General features: G+C 57.6%; 12 protein-coding genes and 1 tRNA gene. 5 read left to right on the top strand and 8 right to left on the bottom strand.

The window, feature by feature from the left end; all coding sequences use genetic code 11:
* Positions 1-7 precede the first annotated feature (7 nt).
* Complete coding sequence (locus AC01ZF_RS08235; RefSeq protein ID WP_476575273.1) at positions 8-3,055, bottom strand: clostripain-related cysteine peptidase; 3,048 nt, start codon at positions 3,053-3,055, stop codon at positions 8-10.
* A 263-nt stretch (positions 3,056-3,318) separates the two neighbouring features.
* On the opposite strand from AC01ZF_RS08235, the gene AC01ZF_RS08230 reads away from it, so the two are divergent.
* Both AC01ZF_RS08230 and AC01ZF_RS08225 read left to right on the top strand, forming a co-directional pair.
* On the top strand, positions 3,319-5,136 hold the full coding sequence (locus tag AC01ZF_RS08230; protein WP_476575272.1) for an ABC transporter ATP-binding protein: 1,818 nt from the start codon (positions 3,319-3,321) through the stop codon (positions 5,134-5,136).
* 58 nt (positions 5,137-5,194) lie between these two features.
* Positions 5,195-7,003 carry an ABC transporter ATP-binding protein gene (locus AC01ZF_RS08225; protein WP_428112934.1) on the top strand — a complete coding sequence of 603 codons (1,809 nt, stop codon included), beginning with the start codon at positions 5,195-5,197 and terminating at the stop codon, positions 7,001-7,003.
* Positions 7,004-7,360: 357 nt separating this feature from the next.
* On the opposite strand, the gene carB is transcribed toward AC01ZF_RS08225, so the two are convergent.
* The 7 genes from carB to AC01ZF_RS08190 form a co-directional block, all read right to left on the bottom strand.
* Positions 7,361-10,651, bottom strand: a complete 3,291-nt coding sequence (carB, locus tag AC01ZF_RS08220; RefSeq protein WP_476575271.1) for a carbamoyl-phosphate synthase large subunit — start codon at positions 10,649-10,651, stop codon at positions 7,361-7,363.
* 260 nt (positions 10,652-10,911) lie between these two features.
* A tRNA-Ser gene (locus AC01ZF_RS08215) sits at positions 10,912-11,002 on the bottom strand.
* A gap of 139 nt (positions 11,003-11,141) precedes the next feature.
* A complete protein-coding gene (locus tag AC01ZF_RS08210) occupies positions 11,142-12,182 on the bottom strand; it encodes a glycosyltransferase family 4 protein (RefSeq protein WP_424677502.1) in 1,041 nt (346 codons plus the stop codon).
* Positions 12,179-12,562 (bottom strand): hypothetical protein, encoded by a 384-nt coding sequence (locus tag AC01ZF_RS08205; RefSeq protein ID WP_424677501.1) that lies wholly within the window; start codon positions 12,560-12,562, stop codon positions 12,179-12,181. Before AC01ZF_RS08205 ends, AC01ZF_RS08210 begins: the two co-directional genes overlap by 4 nt.
* Entirely contained in the window at positions 12,559-13,467 is a 909-nt protein-coding gene (locus tag AC01ZF_RS08200; protein WP_424677500.1) for an AAA family ATPase, read from the bottom strand. Before AC01ZF_RS08200 ends, AC01ZF_RS08205 begins: the two co-directional genes overlap by 4 nt.
* 132 nt (positions 13,468-13,599) lie before the next feature.
* A complete protein-coding gene (locus tag AC01ZF_RS08195) occupies positions 13,600-14,268 on the bottom strand; it encodes a TIGR04283 family arsenosugar biosynthesis glycosyltransferase (RefSeq protein WP_428112936.1) in 669 nt (222 codons plus the stop codon).
* A 139-nt stretch (positions 14,269-14,407) separates the two neighbouring features.
* Complete coding sequence (locus AC01ZF_RS08190; RefSeq protein ID WP_428112938.1) at positions 14,408-15,514, bottom strand: TRM11 family SAM-dependent methyltransferase; 1,107 nt, start codon at positions 15,512-15,514, stop codon at positions 14,408-14,410.
* A 153-nt stretch (positions 15,515-15,667) separates the two neighbouring features.
* On the opposite strand from AC01ZF_RS08190, the gene AC01ZF_RS08185 reads away from it, so the two are divergent.
* The 3 genes from AC01ZF_RS08185 to AC01ZF_RS08175 all read left to right on the top strand — a co-directional run bounded on the left by AC01ZF_RS08185 (position 15,668) and on the right by AC01ZF_RS08175 (position 18,737).
* Positions 15,668-16,300, top strand: coding sequence for a uracil-DNA glycosylase (locus tag AC01ZF_RS08185; RefSeq protein ID WP_287905727.1), 633 nt, complete (start codon positions 15,668-15,670; stop codon positions 16,298-16,300).
* A gap of 37 nt (positions 16,301-16,337) precedes the next feature.
* On the top strand, positions 16,338-16,910 hold the full coding sequence (locus tag AC01ZF_RS08180; RefSeq protein ID WP_476575270.1) for a hypothetical protein: 573 nt from the start codon (positions 16,338-16,340) through the stop codon (positions 16,908-16,910).
* A 153-nt stretch (positions 16,911-17,063) separates the two neighbouring features.
* On the top strand, positions 17,064-18,737 hold the full coding sequence (locus AC01ZF_RS08175) for a ribonuclease J (RefSeq protein WP_424677550.1): 1,674 nt from the start codon (positions 17,064-17,066) through the stop codon (positions 18,735-18,737).
* Positions 18,738-18,761 lie beyond the last annotated feature (24 nt).

Raw genomic sequence — 18,761 nt, 5'->3', positions numbered from 1 at the left:
GCAAGCACTACCCGATCACGAGGCTGCTCAGCATCGTATTGAACAAGGTTAGCTGACTATCGAAACTCGTTTCCGGAGCTTCAAAGAGTAGTAGATACGACCATTGCGTATTTGGGCTTGTGACGACAATTGCTACTACATAGCTTGTGCTCCCTTGACTCGTCTGGTAGACATATTCGATCTTTAAGCCATCAAAGCCGGCGACCTTAACATCGCTTACGTCATCACGCAGTTCGCCATTCTGCCTTACCAACTGCTTTAACTCTTCCATCAAGAGGCGGGTTGCCACCGTTGGATCATCGGCAACCGACTTATACACATCGACAACCACATACACGCCATCGTCAATAGCTCGATCGGAGAAGATTATACGATCATTACCGGTATCAAATGCGCGCCACGTTTCGGGATGATCGATAGCAAAACCGAGCGAGCTTTCGTAGCGTTGAAAACCGGGCGGTGGGGTGTTTGACGATGGCAAGACGGCACCGGTCGGTGTGGTTGGGACGTTAGTGTTACCTACTGATATATCAACGTAATCGTAGTGATAATTTCCGGCAATGTCGCGCACGAGAAAACCCATCACATAATCACCGCTCAGTGTTGGACCACGAACGGCTTTTAGCGGCGTCTCACCAAAGGTAATCGTTTGCCCTTCAAAACGCTTGGCCTCTAACCCACTACCGGTATCGGTATATGAACGGTAGTATGCGGTGAACGTATCGCCGGCCCGTGGCGTCAGCTCGAAGGGCTGCGGTTCCTGCTTACCGGCAAGACGGGGGAAACCCCAAATCCGCACCAACTGTGCTTCATTGCCTTGGATTGAAAAAATAAGACCGGCATTGATCTGTTCACCGGTCGCAGCAGATGTATACACCCCTTCGACGCCGTAGAACTCGACACCGTACTTAATCGGGCCAAGTAAGACCTCAATCGAATCGGTGCCGTTGCTCAAATACCAATTGGTTGCGTCCCAATTTAAACGCAGACTAAACTCACCATCGCTCCAGTCTGGTACTGGATTACCGGGCGTTGTGCCGGGTGGGTAGACAAAATCAACCAAGATTAAATCGACCGTATCTCGGCGTTCGTTGGGAATACCGATAAACTGGAAGACATACGCAATATCACTGCCGGCTACCGTACCGGTGAGGCTTACCGGTGCATTGACGCTGACTACCTCACGATTGAGCAGGAGAGCGCGAATGGTTGGGCGCTGAACAACCGTACTCCCCACCTGATAGTACGCAGCCAAGAAATCATCCCACGCCGTTACCCGTGGCGTCGGCGAAATACGTTCGTAGGCTTCCGCGTACAGCTCGGCGAGCTGGGGGAAGTAGATCGACAAGCCACCACTTTCGCGATGATACGCGCCGACACCGTTGGCAAGCCGAGCCTCCTCGATCAACTGCAATAATTCATTGGCCTGTTCACGCACCGCCCCGCTCGCCCCTTGCTGCGGTAACAATGCTAAAAAGTGCGGGAGATCGATAGCGTTAAACTCTTCGGCGTAAGAGGGTGCATAGACATTCACAAACGAACGTGCTTGCCCGATGGCCGTGTAGCTCTGTTGCACGTCACGTTGTAACGCTTGTGCAAAGGCGTCGAGACGGTTGATCAGCTCATTGGTCCGGCTCAGATCAAAAGCCGATAGCGTGACTCCGTCAGCACTGCCGGCGCTAAACGAATCCATATACGTCTGAACGATGACCGGCGCTATTGCATAGCCGTCCTGGGCCGGATTATTGACCAGCTGCGCCAGCCACGCATCCCACGCCCAACCAGTGTTCGGTTCGAGTTCGGCGGAGGCAACGGCTACCCGCCCGTAAGGCGCAACCGTATGCAAAACATCGATCTGGGCCATCAGACAGGCATCAAACCCGATCAATTCAAAGCCACCGATCCGCGTTCGCCTGAGCGCAGTCTCGAAAGCCGAGCCGATCTCCGGCAGATTGAGCGCATCGTTATCGGTATCATCACTGGCAATACCTAGCCACGAGGCGCCGTGATCCCACAAGATGATTGCATACCGTTGGGCCGGGTACGTCTCAATTCCCCAAACTAGAAAGTCGGTGAGGGTCGCCGGGTCACCCATGTTGCGCTCACCGAGATCGGTGATCGCATTCGCACGGGTTGGTTTTATCCCCGCTGCAACCCGAAAGCGTAGCGTTCCTTCCCAATTGCCATATCGTTCGTCGTCCCAAAACTCTGGCGAGCGGATGCGGTCGAACTCGACGACGATATGCACACGCTCAGTCGATCCAACTCGGGCCATTTCGAGAAAATCCTCAATCGCATCCGCCTCTAGATTGTTATCACCATCGAGATACACCAACACCGTCCAATCGGCTGCATTGGGTGGTAGTTCACGGGTTGGTATGATCTCCGGTATCGGTACGGGTGAACCAGATTCGTTCACACTCTCACCACCGGTAGTATTCGCACCACCACCGGAGCTAACTACACCCCCACCATCAGTACCAACTCGGTTCACAAACCACACGCCGCCGGCTACGGCAGCAGCCAGGATGATGCAGGTAAACAGACCGGTGAGTATCAGCCAGACGGGGAAACGGCGTGCTTGCGGTGAAAACGGTGGGGCAGCAGCAGGCGGAGTAGCGGGGATACGAACGTCACCGCCGGTTGGCGCCGGTGGGGTGCCCCCACCTGCCGCAGGTGGTGTCGCGGGTGGGGATGGCGTACTCCAACTTGCCGGCGGGGGTGGTGTCGGGGCAAGCGGAACCGTCGGTTCAATCGTTGCAGCGGGCAGCTCTTCAAACCGAAAGACCTCATCGCCAATCGCAAAGGTATCACCGGTTCGGAGAATCTGCCGCTGTATCGGTTTGCCGTTCAGCAACGTCCCGTTTGAGCTGCCTAGATCAACCAGCACATATACTCCGCCCTCACGCCGAATTTCGGCATGCCGGCGCGAAGCAAGCTGGCTCGCGATTACGATGCTATTATCCGGCGACCGACCAATCGTAACCGGGGTATCACTGAGTTGAAATGAGTGTCCGGCTCGCGAGCCACTGACAGCGATCAACCGCGCAGCCATTCTATAGATTCTCCCCCGCTTCGTGAATACGATCGCATTGTAGCACGTCATCTATACGGTGAACATAGGAAAAAGGTTACACCTTGCGACCGATCGCAAGCTGCAACCAATTAGCTATACTCGCAACAATGTTCTACGTCTGCAAGATGGTGTTGTGTCGCTCCAGATGGCGATGTTCACGACTAGCCAGGTATGGACGGAGTGCCCTCATCCCTTAACAGCAGCTACCTCTGCGCTACGATGAAACGGAAGGAGACTTAATCGTGCAACGCAGTGAATTTACGGTTACCTCAGCCCACACCTATGACCGGCGAAGCGTGGCGCGTTGGCTGCTCTCACACGTTGCGCGTTACTGGCCATTTGTACTGGGCTTCTACCTCTGCTTCATCACCGCATGGGCCGCTTATTCGGGGGCACAGGCATTGATCGGGCATATCGCCGATGTGCTGAGCAGACCGCCCGATTACGCGGCCTTAACCGGGCTGGCACTGGCAGTATTGGCAGTGATGGTGACGGATAGTGTGACGGCGTTGATCGGCAGTTTATCGGCCGAAAATGTGGCAGCGCGGGTCGAAGCCGATGTACGGCAAGAGTTTTACGAGAGTCTGTTGGCGAAGAGTAAGGCATTTCACGACCGTCAGCGGACCGGCGATTTGATGGCCCGCGCCACCGACGACACTAATCTGGTAGCGAATATGATCGTTCCCGGCGCGACTCTGATCTCCGAGACGGTGTTGGGCATCGTCGTACCGCTGACCTTCATCTTTTTCACCGAACCGCGCCTGATCATCGTGCCGCTGATCTTTGTGGCGGGCTATATCATCACCGCACGCTGGTATCTGCGCCGGCTGATGCCGGTGATCCAGCGCCAGCGCGAGCAGTATGGGGTGATGAACGCCGGGCTGGAAGAGACGATCAGCGGGATCGAGGTGGTGAAGGCCAGCGCGCGCGAAGCGCTCGAACGCTCGAAGTATTTGCGTAACGCGCAACGATTCCGCGATCTGTTTGTGCAGCAAGGTGACATCGAGGCGCGCTATTTGCCGCTCTTGCTGTTTGGGATTGCACTAGGTGCGGAGTTCTTCCATGCCCTGTGGCTCTATAGCACCGGTGACATCGGGTTGGGGCAAGTCGTGGCGGTGATCGGGTTGATGAATGTCTTGCGATTCCCGACCTTCATCTCGCTCTTCGCCTTCTCGGTCTTTCAAGCCGGATTGGCCGGTGCGCGCCGTATTCTCTCGATCATCAATGCCGAGACCGATCTTGACGAAAATCCGAAGGGCTATCGCGCACCGATGCGTGGTGAGATTGTGTTTGAGAATGTGAGCTTCAGTTTCACCGCGAATCCCGGCGAAAAACCGCACCAAGTGCTGCGCGACATCTCGTTCCGCATTGCCGCCGGTCAGACGGTGGCAATCGTCGGGCAGACCGGTAGCGGGAAGAGTGCGTTAACCCAGTTGGTTAATCGCACCTACGATGCGACTAGTGGACGGGTGCTCATCGATGGAGTAGATGTGCGTGACTGGAATCTCGATGTGCTCCGTTCACAAATCGGCAAGATCGAGCAGGATATCTTCCTCTTCTCACGCACAATTGGCGAGAATATCGCTTTTGGCGCTCCTGGTGCGACCCCTGAACAGATCGAGGCAGCAGCGCGTGCGGCGCAAGCCCACGACTTCATCAGCCGTATGCCGCACGGCTACCAGACGGTCATTGGCGAACGAGGCGTGACCCTGTCGGGTGGGCAGCGGCAGCGGATTGCACTGGCGCGTGCCTTTCTCGCTAACCCGCGTATTCTTATTCTTGACGATAGCACCAGCGCAATCGATAGCGCCACCGAAGACGAGATTCAGCGCGCGATCCGGCAGGCGCAGCAAGGGCGCACGGTGTTGCTGATCACGCACCGCTTGGCGCAGATCCGGTGGGCCGACCAGATCCTGGTGCTCGATGGCGGGCGGTTAGTGGCCACGGGCACCCACGAGGATCTGCTGCGCACATCACCGCACTACCGGCGAATCTTTGCTCGTTACGAACCGGAGCATGTCCGTCCAGCACCGACAGCGGTGACAATGCACACTCAGTAGATCGAAAGAAGCTTATCTGTTAGGAGTGTGAGATAAGCACGACAGAAGGAACGTCATTATGGGTTTTCTCTTCGATGGCCTCGATGCAGAAGGCTACGATCGCAAATATAGCGACGGCGAACTGGTGCGGCGAATTCTGCACTATTTTCGCCCGCAAGCCGCCAAGATCATCACCGCCGCATTGATGATTAGTGCCACCGCATTAATCGAAGCGCTCATCCCGATCTTTATCTCGTACAGCATTGACGAGATTCAGACTGCGACTTCGCTCAATCAGGTGGCGATACTGGCCGGCGCGCTGGCCCTGATCGCCTGTTTGTCGTGGGTGTTTAACCTGATCCGGCAAACGATGTCGGTACGAGCCATCGGTGAAGTGGTGCTGGCGCTGCGCCGCGACGCCGCCGATGCGGTACTAGCCCGCGATCTCAGTTTCTACGACGAGTTTCCATCCGGTAAGATTGTTAGTCGGGTCAATTCCGATACAGCCGCGTTTGCGCAGGTAATGACCCTGACGATGGATCTGCTGAGCCGGTTGTTGCTGGTGGTGGTGCTGGTCAGCTATCTCGCCACCGTCAGTTGGTCGCTGACGCTGGTGCTGCTGGGCTTAGCGCCGTTGATCATCGGTGCGGCGCTGGCTTTCCGCTCGATCGCACGTAAGGTCATTACCGCCTCGCGGCGGGTGAATGCTGAAGTGAGCAATCATATTCAGGAGACGGTTAGTGGGATTGGTGTCGCCAAAACTTTCCGCCAAGAGCAGGCCGTTTACGCCGACTTTCTCGATGTCAATCAAAAGAGCCGACGGGTCAATCTGCACACGCGCTACACCTTCAGCAGCATCTTTCCGCTGCTTAATCTGTTGGCCGCCATCGGCACTGCGCTCTTGGTCTATCTCGGTGGGCAGAAGGTCTATGCCGGCGAACTCACTACCGGCACGTGGTTTCTGTTCATCCAAGGCTTGCAGAGCTTCTGGTTCCCGCTGACCAGTATTGCCTCGTTTTGGAGTCAGTTCCAACTCGGTTTGGCCGCCGGTGAGCGTGTCTTTGCCCTTATTGACGCCGAACCGCGGGTAACGCAGATTGACCGGCTCGATCCGGGCCGGTTGCGCGGCGAGATTATGTTCGAGCAGGTCGATTTTGCGTACAAACCGGACGAACCGGTGTTGCGCCAGTTCAACCTGCACATCAAGCCGGGGGAACAGGTGGCACTGGTTGGTCATACCGGTTCCGGCAAGAGCAGCATTGCCAAGCTGATCGCCCGTTTCTACGAGTTTCAGGGTGGGTGCATCAAGATTGACGGTCACGATATTCGGCGGCTTGATCTGAGCGCTTACCGCAGTCAACTCGGTATGGTGACGCAGACGCCGTTTTTGTTCGACGGTACGGTGCGTGAGAACATTCGCTACGGACGACCTGACGCTACCGACGAGGAAGTACTGACTGCGGCCCAACGGGTGGGCCATGGCGACTGGTTGGCAAGCTTGCCGGCAGGGCTGGATACGCCGGTTGGCGAGCGTGGCAGCAGCTTGAGCATGGGCCAGCGGCAATTGGTAGCGCTGGCACGGGTCTTACTGCAAAACCCAGCCATTCTCATTCTGGATGAAGCAACGGCCAGCATCGATCCGCTAACCGAGACCTTGATTCAAGAGGGTTTAGACGAGGCGATGCGGGATCGGACGGCGATCATCATTGCGCACCGGTTGAGTACGGTGCGCGAAGTTGACCGGATCATCGTGTTGCGGCACGGCGAGATTCTCGAACAAGGGACACACGATCAGTTGCTGGCCACCGGCGGGCACTATGCCGAGCTGTACAACACCTACTTCCGCCACCAGAGCCTTGAATACATCGAGGCGGCGGGCCAGAGATAAAAGGTACAAAGCAGGCAGAGACGCAGAGATTCTTAACGCAAAGACGCGAAGGGTGCAGAGAGTGCAAAGTTTCTGAAGGGAACGGCGCGGAGGACGGTACATGACCAAGCCTCTGCGCCGCTTTGCGGTCTCGGCGTCTTTGCGTGCCGTCGTTGCAGCTGTGTATAGACCAGTGACGCGTATGGTTCCCTCTGCGCCGCTTTGCGGTCTCGGCGTCTTTGCGTGCCGTCGTTGCAGCTATGTATAGACCAGTGACGCGTATGGTTCCCTCTGCGCCGCTTTGCGGTCTTGGCGTCTTTGCGTGTAACGCCTTGGCGTCTTTGCAAACCCTGCGGCTGTGGAGCCGGCCGTCCGGCTCTACACCTTTTCCAACGCTGACCGTTCCTGCAACGACAGCAACGTCCATTGGCCGGCACGTATCGCTTGGATCGCCTGCACTGCCGCCGCAGCCCCTGACAGGGTCGTCAATGTCGGCACGCCATACACAATCGCGGCCCGGCGAATGGCCCCTTCATCGAAGAAGCTCGCCTTGCCGAGAGGTGTATTCACGATCAGAGCAATCTCACCATTCTTGATGTAGTCAACCGCGTTGGGCCGACCCTCGTTCACCTTATAGATCGGCTTCACGTCAAGGCCGTGCTGCTGGAGGAAGGCGGCCGTGCCGCTGGTGGCCAGCAGCTTGAAACCGAGTGCAGCTAAATCACGGGCAATCGGCAACAAATTGGCCTTATCGCGGTCGTTGACGCTGAGAAAGGCGTTGCCGCTAGTGGGCAGGTGGCTGTTGCACGCCATCTGTGCCTTAGCAAATGCCTCGCCAAAGGTCGCACCGCTGCCCATGCCTTCACCGGTTGACTTCATCTCTGGGCCGAGCAGCGTGTCTACGCCGCTGAAGCGCGACCACGGCAGCACCACTTCCTTGACGTGGTAGCGCTGCTCGCTGGTGACATCCAGTCGGTAGCGAGGCGAATTCACCAAGGCCGGATGCACCATCTGAATGCGGCCATGCTCGTACCGCAGCCGAGCGCCGGCAGCGCACTGCACCGCCAGTTGCGCCCACGGCACACCAGTCGCCTTAGCAACGAAAGGCACGGTGCGCGAGGCGCGCGGGTTGACTTCGAGCACGTAGACGACGCCGTCTTTCATGGCGTACTGAATATTCATCAAGCCGACCACACCCAAAGCGCGGGCCAATTGCTCGGTATAGCGGCGCATCGTCGCCACATGCTCGGCTGCCACCATATAGGTTGGTATCACACAGGCGCTATCGCCAGAATGGACACCGGCCAGCTCAATCTGCTCCATGATCCCGGCGATCACCACCGTCTCACCATCACAGACCGCATCTACATCCATCTCAAACGCATCTTCGAGGAAGCGGTCAATCAGCACCGGGTGCTCAGGCGAAGCGGCTACCGCTTCACGCATATAGCGTTCGAGCGATGCATCATCGTAGACAATCGCCATGGCACGCCCGCCCAGCACGTAGCTGGGCCGCACCACCACCGGATAGCCGATCCGGCGGGCCACTGCCAGCGCCTCTTCCCACGAGGTGGCGCTGCCGTGTTCGGGGGCGGGAATATTCAGCTCCTTCAACAGCGCGCCAAACCGGTCACGATCCTCGGCAAGATCGATAGCTTCAGGCATAGTGCCCCAGATCGGCACCCCAACCGCTTCGAGCGCCCGCGCCAACTTGAGCGGAGTCTGACCGCCAAACTGGATAATCACCCCATCGGGCCACTCCTCTTCAACGACATTGAGCACGTCCTCAAAGGTAAGCGGCTCGAAATAGAGCCGGTCAGCGGTGTCGTAGTCGGTCGAAACCGTCTCCGGGTTACAGTTGACCATAATCGTCTCGTAGCCAAGCACACGCAACCCGAACACAGCATGGCTACAGCAGTAATCAAACTCAATACCCTGCCCGATCCGGTTCGGACCAGAACCGAGGATCACCACCTTTTTGCGATCGGTCGGCTCGGCCTCGTCTTCACTCTCATACGACGAGTAGAGGTAGGGCGTGAAAGCCGGGAACTCGGCGGCACAGGTATCAACCCGGTGGAAGGAGGGGCGAATACCGAGTTCGAGGCGACGCTTGCGCACGGCCAATTCCGCCGACCAGCGCTGTGGGCCGGGTGGCACGCGCAGGAGATGGGCCAATTGGGCATCGCTGAAGCCCATCCGCTTGGCCTGGCGCAACAGGTCGGGCGGAATGGTGTTGAGATCAAATGCCCGTAACCGCCCTTCGAGATTGACGAGCTGTTCGAGCTGGCGAATAAACCAAGCATCGATCTTGGTTAGCGCGCTAATCTGCTCGACCGACATCCCGCTTTGCAGCGCGTAGCGTACATAAAACATGCGGTCGGGATGCGGCGTAATCAAACGCTCGCGCAGCCGCTCCGGCTCAATCGCATCGCGACCATCAGCACCCCAACCGGCCCGTCCCTGTTCGAGTGAACGCCATGCCTTTTGGAAGGCTTCGGGGAAGGTGCGGCCAATCGCCATCACTTCACCCACCGACTTCATCGAGGTGGTGAGCGTCTGATCGGCTTGGGGAAACTTCTCGAAGGTAAAGCGTGGAATCTTCACCACCACATAGTCGAGGGTCGGCTCGAACGAAGCCGGCGTCTCGCGGGTAATATCGTTGGGCAACTCGTCGAGGGTATAGCCGACGGCCAGCTTGGCGGCAATTTTGGCGATGGGGAAGCCGGTCGCTTTAGAGGCTAGCGCTGACGAACGCGACACGCGTGGGTTCATCTCGATCACGTAGATACGGCCATCGGTCGGTGAAACAGCAAACTGAACATTGGAACCGCCGGTTTCGACACCGACGGCACGCAGCACCGCCAACCCCATATCGCGCATCCGCTCGTACTCGCGGTCGGTGAGGGTCATCGCCGGAGCGACGGTAATGCTATCGCCGGTATGCACCCCCATCGGGTCAATATTCTCGATTGAGCAGATGATGACGCCGTTGTCGTTCCGGTCGCGCATCACCTCAAGCTCAAACTCTTTCCAACCGAGGACACTCTCTTCGATTAGCACCTGTGAGACCGGCGACGCATCGAGACCGCGTTCGACAATCGTGCGGAACTCTTCCATGTTGTACGCAATACCGCCACCTTCACCACCAAGGGTAAACGATGGTCGAATAATCGCCGGGAAGCCGGTCTGGGCAACGACTGCCAACGCTTCATCGAGGGTAGTTGCGGTACCGGAACGAGGTACCTGCAACCCAATCTCGATCATCTTATCTTTAAAGCGTTGGCGATCCTCGGCGATCCGCACCGCCTCAACCGATGCCCCGATTAGCTCGACACCGTACTTATCGAGGATGCCGGCCTCGTGGAGCGCCACCGCCAAATTGAGTGCAGTCTGGCCACCAACAGTCGGTAAGATTGCGTCAGGACGCTCACGGGCAATAATGCGTTCGAGACTGGGGACGGTCAGTGGTTCGATGTAGGTGGTGTCGGCGAGGCCGGGATCGGTCATGATAGTGGCCGGGTTTGAATTGACGAGCACGACCCGATAGCCCTCTTCACGCAACGCTTTGCACGCTTGGGTGCCGGAATAGTCGAATTCGCAGGCTTGGCCGATCACAATCGGGCCAGAGCCGATAATAAGAATAGTATGGAGATCGGTGCGCTTCGGCATCTTCGTCTCAGACTCCTTTGGCGTGGAGCAAACTAGCGCGCCCCACACGGCGCTGCCTGATTATACAATACGATTGATGAGACTTTCACGATGCTCACGCAAAGACCGCAGAGGGCGAAAAGGCCGCAAAGATTGCTCACGCAAAGGCGCGGAGGGCGCAAAGGCCGCAAAGATTGCTCACGCAAAGACCGCAGAGGGCGCAAAGGCCGCAAAGATTGCTCACGCAAAGACCGCAGAGGGCGCAAAGGGGGTGAAATAGGTGGCGGGCAGGGTGGGATTCGAACCCACGACAGCGTTACCGCTGTACGGCATTTCCAGTGCCGCGCACTAGACCAACTATGCGACCTGCCCGCACCGTATGCGATATTACCATAAGGCGGCGGGGGGCGCAAGGGTTTGGCACAACTACCTAAAGATGTCCAATGACCCTTTCGGATGTTCAGCGCAACGGTGTGCTCCCCCAGCGATGCCATCCTACCGATTGACGCATTCATTTGCCCTTGAGCAGCGCTGCAATCACCCTTTCCCACGTGATCGCTTCAACCAGCGGACGGCCCGCGCACCCTAAGCGGGCCGCTTCAGCCGGATCGGCGTTCAGCCGGTCGAGATGCGCGGCAATCGCCACCGGGTCGGGTGGCGAGACGAGGCCGTTCTCACCGTGGCGGACAAATTCGAGCACGCCGCCGGCATCATCGGTAGTAATGACGGGTCGGCTAGCGCCGAAGGCTTCCACCGTCGCAAAGCCGTAGTCTTCATCAACCGGTGCGTAATACACGGCACGGGCGTGAGCGTAGAGATCGATTAATTCGTCATCAGGGACAAAGCCGCGGAAGGTGACTCGTTCGCCGAGGCCAAGCTCGGCGGCGAGGCGTTGGAGGCGGTCGCGGTCGGGGCCGGCGCCGGCGATAATTGCACGCACCGGCGTGATGGTATGGGCCAGCGCCGTTAGCAGCAGATCGATCCGCTTGGCCCGGTCGAGGCGGGCGGGTGAGAGAATGTAGTCACCATACGGACCGGCCCACAACCGTTCGGCGTAACGGCTTGGTGGGTACAGTGGCTTGCTACTCAGCCCATTAAACCGTTCTAGCCGGCGGCTGACGTTGCACGAAATGGTATAACGGGCTTGGCATTCGCTCAGCGCGCGCCCGTCGATGCGAAAGATCTGTTCGCGCACGGCACGATGGGCGGGTGAGCCATCAAAATCGCTGAGCGGTGTGCCGTACCAATCGTAGGCTTGGCGGTGCTGATGGACGAGCCATAGCACCTTGCGTGGGTGGCGGATGAGGTACGACGGGAACTTGGTCGCGATCACGAGATCGATCGGTTCGCCGTTGACGTGGCTAATATCCAGCAGTCGCCACGCCAGTGCGCTATCAACGATCCGCTCGACCGGATGCCACTGAAAGGGAAGGGCGACGACATCAACGGTATGACCACGACAGTGCAGTTCGTCACGTAAACTTTCGACCAGATACTCGGCGCCACCGCGAACAAAGGGTACCTGCGTGGCACAGATCAGAATGCGGCTCATGACGAAGGTTGTGATTGCTGCAATTGGGCGTGGAGAGCGGCCAACTCGGCCCGCAAGGCAGTATTCTCGGCGACCAGCAAGCGAATGGCGCGGACAGCAGTATCGTTAAAGGCATTTTGCTGCTCGACGATAGGATTGATGTACCAACGCAGATAGCGACGCACCACTTTGTTGATGAACGCGATGACCTTCTCAAAAGGAGTGCGGCCCTCGAGTGGCCAATGGGCGCTCACAACCCGGGTGTACTCCAACTCTTCCACCACCCGCTGCAACTCTCGTTCGGCAGGGGTTGGATCGAGGTTTGGTAATCGCGCGCGCTGTGCCCGCACCTCGGCCCGCAACGCCGCCAACGTCGCCGCAACATCAATCTCGTCGCTCATGACACCCCCACACTCGCCCGTTTCAGCAGCTCGTTCAGTCGCTGACCACGCACCTGCGCGATGTCGTCTTGATACTTCAAAATCGCGCCTAGTGTATCCTCGACGGCCTGTGGCGTCAACTCTGTCTGATCAAGCGCAACCAGTGCTGTCACCCAATCGAGGGTCTCGGCCACGCCGGGCAGCTTGTACAGATCCATACGCCGCAACTCTTGCACCACCAGCACCACTTGCCGGGCCAGCCGCTCGCTTGCGCCGGGCACACGTGCCTTAACGATCTGAATCTCTTTATCAAGCGTTGGATAATCAACCCAATAAAACAGACAGCGCCGCTTGAGCGCATCATGGACTTCGCGGGTACGGTTCGAGGTAATGATAACGGTCGGCGGTGTCTCGGCGCGAATAGTGCCAATCTCTGGGATTGAAATCTGCCAGTCAGAGAGTAACTCAAGCAGGAACGCTTCAAACTCTTCATCGGCCCGATCAAGCTCATCGATCAGTAAGATGGGGGGATGATCGCCACGGGCTTCAATCGCTTGCAACAGCGGGCGCTTGATCAAAAACTCCGGACCGAAGATGCTCTGCTGCGCAGCGGTGTTTTGTGCTGCACCCTGCGCCTCCAGCAGGCGAATCTGCAACATCTGGCGGGCATAGTTCCACTCGTAGATCGTCGTATTGACATCAAGCCCTTCATAACATTGCAGCCGGATTAACTCCCGCCCCTGCATACGGGCCAGCGTCTTGGCGATCTCGGTCTTGCCGACACCGGCCTCTCCTTCGAGCAATAGCGGCTTGTTGAGCTTGAGGGCCAGAAAAATAGCGGTGGTTAGAGCACGATCGGCGATGTAGGCGTGTTCAGCCAGGGCAGCCTGCAATTCGTCGATCGATGCAAAGGACGTGTATGGCATACTATAGCGCTCCACGGCGTAACGTATCTTCAACTTATTGTACACCGACTCGCGAAAATGTGTGTTGATGAACTGATGAGATGGCAAGATGGTGGTGAGAACATCCATCCCGCTACTCGCTCCACCATTGCTCTACCGATACTGACGGGCAATGTCGTAAGGCGATACGCCACCGAGATATTGCAGCCAGAGCCAGAAATCGTGGAGCAGTTGACGAATGATCCCGTTAGCCCGAAAGCGTCGCGCCGATGTGACCACCTGCGCCGGCACGACATGCACGCGAGTCCGGGCACGGGCGCGGCGAAAGAGTTCGACATCCTCAAACAGCGGCCAATCCGGGAAGCCACCAAGTGCAGTGAAGAAGGCACGCCGGATGACCATGCACTGATCACCGTAGCTGGTGAGCAGCGAATCGAACCACATCAGACGCGCTGCCAGAGCCAACATCCAGTTCGGATCGTCGAATGAGAGCCGGAACTTGGCGATGTGTACCTGCGGATCGGCGAACATCGCCCGCAACAATGCGAAGGCATTGGCCGGCAGGCGCGTATCGGCATGCAAAAAGACAAAGACATCACCGGTGGCAACGGCAGCGCCGGCGTTGAGTTGATGGCCGCGACCGCGCGGTGCCAGCACCACCCGCGCGCCGGCAGCGCGGGCCAGCGCTGGCGTCTCATCGCGGCTGCCACCATCGGCAACAATGACCTCGACCGTCGGGTCGCACTGTCGCACCGCTCGGACGCAGGTTGTTATATTGGCCGCTTCATTCAGAGCCGGAATGATCACGCTGAACGTTGTCATCACTGTGGTTTCTCCTTGCCGTCATCACCTGCGCGACGGTAGCTTGTCCGACGCCGAGCACGTACCGGCTCGTGATGGCACGGGAACATCGGCATATCGGCCTGTTCCGTGTACCGTTTGGACTGAGACTACCATAGCCTTACTGTCGGCGCAATACAAAGATATACTCGTGCTTAAAGACGTAAAATCCGCCGGCCAACGCACGATACCGCCACAGTTCATTATTACCCCGCTTGCCCAGCGTACCACTGACATTTTTGACAATAATACTCTTCAAGCTAAACCCACACGCTCGTACCGCTTCCATTGCGTAAAAACCGAGCGGATGCCACTCGCCCTGCCGATACATATCGCCGATCACTAAGGCCAAATAACGACCACGGTCAAGCACGGCGGCCACCCGCTCGGTCACGCTCGTCAAGCGGTCGAGAAACTCCGCCATGGTCGGGGCATTTGACAGATCACGCGGATCATCACTAAACCGGATAATATCGTGGTACGGTGGGTGGAGTAACACTAATTGCACACTCTGCGCACCGTAGCGCGCAAGGAGCGCAGCAAAATCGGTTGTCAGACTGTCTCCCTGCTCAATCGCCGCCACCGTTTCCTGAGCAGGCTGTTCGGTAGCCAGGAGCGCACGGGTGTGTTCAACCATCGTCGCCTGCAACTCAAGCCCAACCGCATGGCGGCCAAGGCGACGTGCTTCGATCAGGGTCGTCCCCGAACCGGCAAACGGATCGAGGACCCACTCGCCGGGCCGTGTATACCGCCGAATAAATTGGCGAGGAATCTGGGGAACAAAATTGCCCCAGTAATCGGCCCGATGCACACCCGACGTATCACGCCGCTCGATGAGCCAGAGACTATCGGTCAGAATATCATCATACTCCTTCCATCGTCGCAGATCAATGTCGCTCGTAGGGGCAAACCGCGGTTCGTCGAGCGAACGACGCAGCCGAGTCAGGTAATAGCGCGCCCGCTCAAGGGTGCGCGCCGTCGCGATTTGTTCGAGATCGGCGATCAACACGACGGGAGTGAACAGCACCACCGATCCATCGGTCCGGTGGATCGGATCGCCGGGATCATGCAGCCGTTGCTGCAATGTTGCCAATGCGGTGCGCAACTCAGCAAGATTGGGGATCGCCAGCAACGTATCGAGGGTTGCAGCCAACATATCACGATTGAGCTGCCACTGCGGCGACTCGGCGTTGGACGGCAACTGGGCCAAAGACGAACGTCCGGTCATCGGTTACTTTCCCGCTGGAAATCGATCTATTGCGGTTAGTGTAACACAAGATACTTGCCTATGATCCGAACATGGTACCACTCCAAACAAGAAAGATGCACGCGGTATGTTATAATAACAGTGGGTAAAGCTGAACCATTCAAGGATCAGCGTGTGACAGCGAGTGACATTCTGTTTACAATTGCCGAAGAGGTGCAGCGCTGTACCGCATGCAACCTCCATCGTGGGCGGACACGGGCTGTTCCCGGTGAAGGGCCGGCGAATGCGCGCGTCATGCTTATTGGAGAGGGTCCCGGCTACCACGAAGATCGCCAAGGCCGACCCTTTGTCGGTCCATCAGGGCAATTCCTGAACGATTTGCTCGCCTTAGCCGGGCTACGGCGGGATGAAGTTTATATTGCTAACGTCGTCAAGTGCCGGCCGCCCCAGAATCGCGATCCGGAGCCTGATGAAATAGCGACGTGTACCAGGCTATTCTTAATGCGCCAGATTGCGGCCATTGATCCGATAGTGATTGTGACGCTGGGCCGCTTCTCGATGGGCCTGTTCCTGCCCGGCGAGCGGATTTCACGCATCCACGGCCAACCGCGCTACGTCAACGGACGGTTGATTGTGCCGATGATCCACCCCGCCGCTGCATTGCACCAGCCCCAAAACCGGCCGTTGCTGGAAGAGGATTTTCGCCGCCTGCCTGCCATCATTGCCGATGCCGAACGCCAACGTAGCGCAGCCTCCCCGGCAACGCCGCCAGCCGATGAGCCGCCCGAGCAGCTCCGTCTCTTCTGACCGTTGGCCGCATGTCGCCGGTGGTGTAACCAAATCAATGTCTCGTTCGTATCGCCTCTCGCCGGCTGGCCGGCGTGATAATTTAGTACTCATCGCCGTGGTAATGATGCTGTGGCTGTTCGCCATCTGGAGTCTGGCGAACACGCTACAGGTGCGACTGCATCCGGCCGGTATGTGGGCCGATGTGCAACGGCTGTTCACCCAACCACCCGCTATCGAACAAGTTGTACCGGCATTGTTCCTCCTGGTGGTGATCGTCGCTACACCACCGGTCATCTGGAACGTGATGGCTGAATGGGACGCTACCTTCGTGCCAACCAAAGATGGCTTATGCTATACCACCATGGGGATACGGTTGTGTTGCCAATGGAACGATATTGTGAACATACAACCGACCCCGGTAAGCGCCGAAGAAGACGTTGTCCTTTGGTTGCGATATGATCCGGCGAGTACGATCACCCATCCGCTACGACGCTGGCTTCATCGGCAATATCACGGCCCAAACCGATTGGTGATCGGCACCGGCATCGAACGAAGGGCTGAATTGGTGGCATTGATCGAGCAGACGCTGGCGGCAACTCGTTCATCGTTCGCAACGACTGCTGCATAGCGTCACCACGTTGGACTGATCAGGGCAGTGTCATTGCCCTGTCGTTATAAAGGTGTTTGGGTGCCTACCGCAATGCACCCGCAAGTTGTACTGAAGATGATACGTATCAGAAAGGAGCAAGGGTCGCTCATCCATCGGCCCTAACAGGAACGTATGGCCAAACAACGTCTCCGTGTGATTCCACTCGGTGGCGCCGGGGAAGTCGGCCGGAACATGTGGGTGGTTGAGTATGGCGACGACATCGTCATTCTCGACTGCGGTGTCATGTTTCCTGATGCCGATATGCTCGGCGTTGATCTCGTCTTGCCCGATATTACCTATTTGCGCGAAAAGACGGATCATATCAAGGGCATCCTCATCACCCACGGTCACGAAGACCACATCGGCGCTGTACCACACTTGATTGCCGATCTCGGCTTTCCACCCGTCTATGGGACAAAGCTGACCCTCGGGTTACTCAGCAATCGCCTGAAAGAACACCGACTGCACGATAAGGTCAAGACGGTACAAATTACCGAGCGTGAACCATTCCAGGTCGGCATCTTTACCGTCGAAGCGTTTCACATTGCGCACTCCATCCCTGACGCGGTTGGCTTCGCTATCACAACACCCGCCGGCTTACTAATCTATCTCACCGATTGGAAGCTCGATCATACCCCGGTCGATGGCCGACCGACCGATCTGGAGAAGATTGCCGAGTTGGGGAACCGCAAACCACTGGTGCTGATTACCGATTGTGTACGGGTAGAGTCGAAAGGCTATACGCCAAGCGAGGCAACCGTCGGCGAAGCGTTCGATAACATCTTTGCCACTGCACCCGGTCGGATTATTGTCGCTACCTTTGCCTCAAACATTAGCCGTGTACAGCAGGTGATCGATTCGGCAGAGGCCTACGGGCGGAAGGTCATGCTGGCCGGGCGCAGTATGGAGACCAATGCCCGGATCGCCTTCGAGCTGGGGTATCTCCGTGCCGACGAGCGCACGATCATCCGTCCCCACGAGATGTCGGCTTATCCGGACGACGAGATCGCCATCGTCTGTACCGGTAGTCAGGGTGAGCCAATGGCTGCCCTCAACCGCATGGCCAACCGCGACTATCCTAACGTCAAAATCAAGCCCGGTGATACCGTCGTGCTCTCGGCCACCCCGATTCCCGGCAACGAAGTCAGTGTGAACAAGGTCATTAATAACTTGTTCAAGCTCGGTGCCGATGTGATCTACGGCCCGGAAGCACGAGTGCATGTGTCTGGTCACGCCGCCCAAGAGGAGTTGAAGCTGATCTTGGCGTTGCTCCGCCCAAGCTACATTGTACCGTTCCACGGTGATTATCGCCATCTTATGCTGTATCGCAAGTTGGCAACGACTGTGGGTGCGGTTCCCGACAGCGAGCGGGTGCTGTTGGTGGAAGGTGGCTCGATTATGGAGTTCTCGCCTGGCTTCGGCAAAATTGTCGGCAAAGCACCGGTCGGCTATATCTACGTTGACGGCACGACGGTCGGTGATGTCGGGAACGTGGTCGTGCGCGACCGTCAGTTACTGGCGAAAGACGGCATGCTGATCGTGGTAGTAAGCATCGACAGCGCCACCGGCGAATTAGTTGCCGGGCCGGATGTCGTCTCGCGTGGCTTTGTCTATATGCGTCAGAGCCAAGACCTGATCGAGGCAACGAAGGAAACGGTGCGCGCAGCGTTGGCGACCAAAAACGGGAGCAATTCACCGGTTGATGTGACATACATCAGTCGTAAGATCCGCGATGTGGTGAGTGAATTCCTCTACCGCGAAACGCGCCGACGACCGATGGTCTTGCCGATGGTGATGGAAGTCTAGGTCTGCGACCGGCAATGCCCGTAC

Source organism: Chloroflexus sp., from assembly GCF_056331925.1.
The sequence above is the reverse complement of the archived record's forward strand: the minus strand, read 5'-3'. Positions and strand labels throughout refer to the sequence as shown.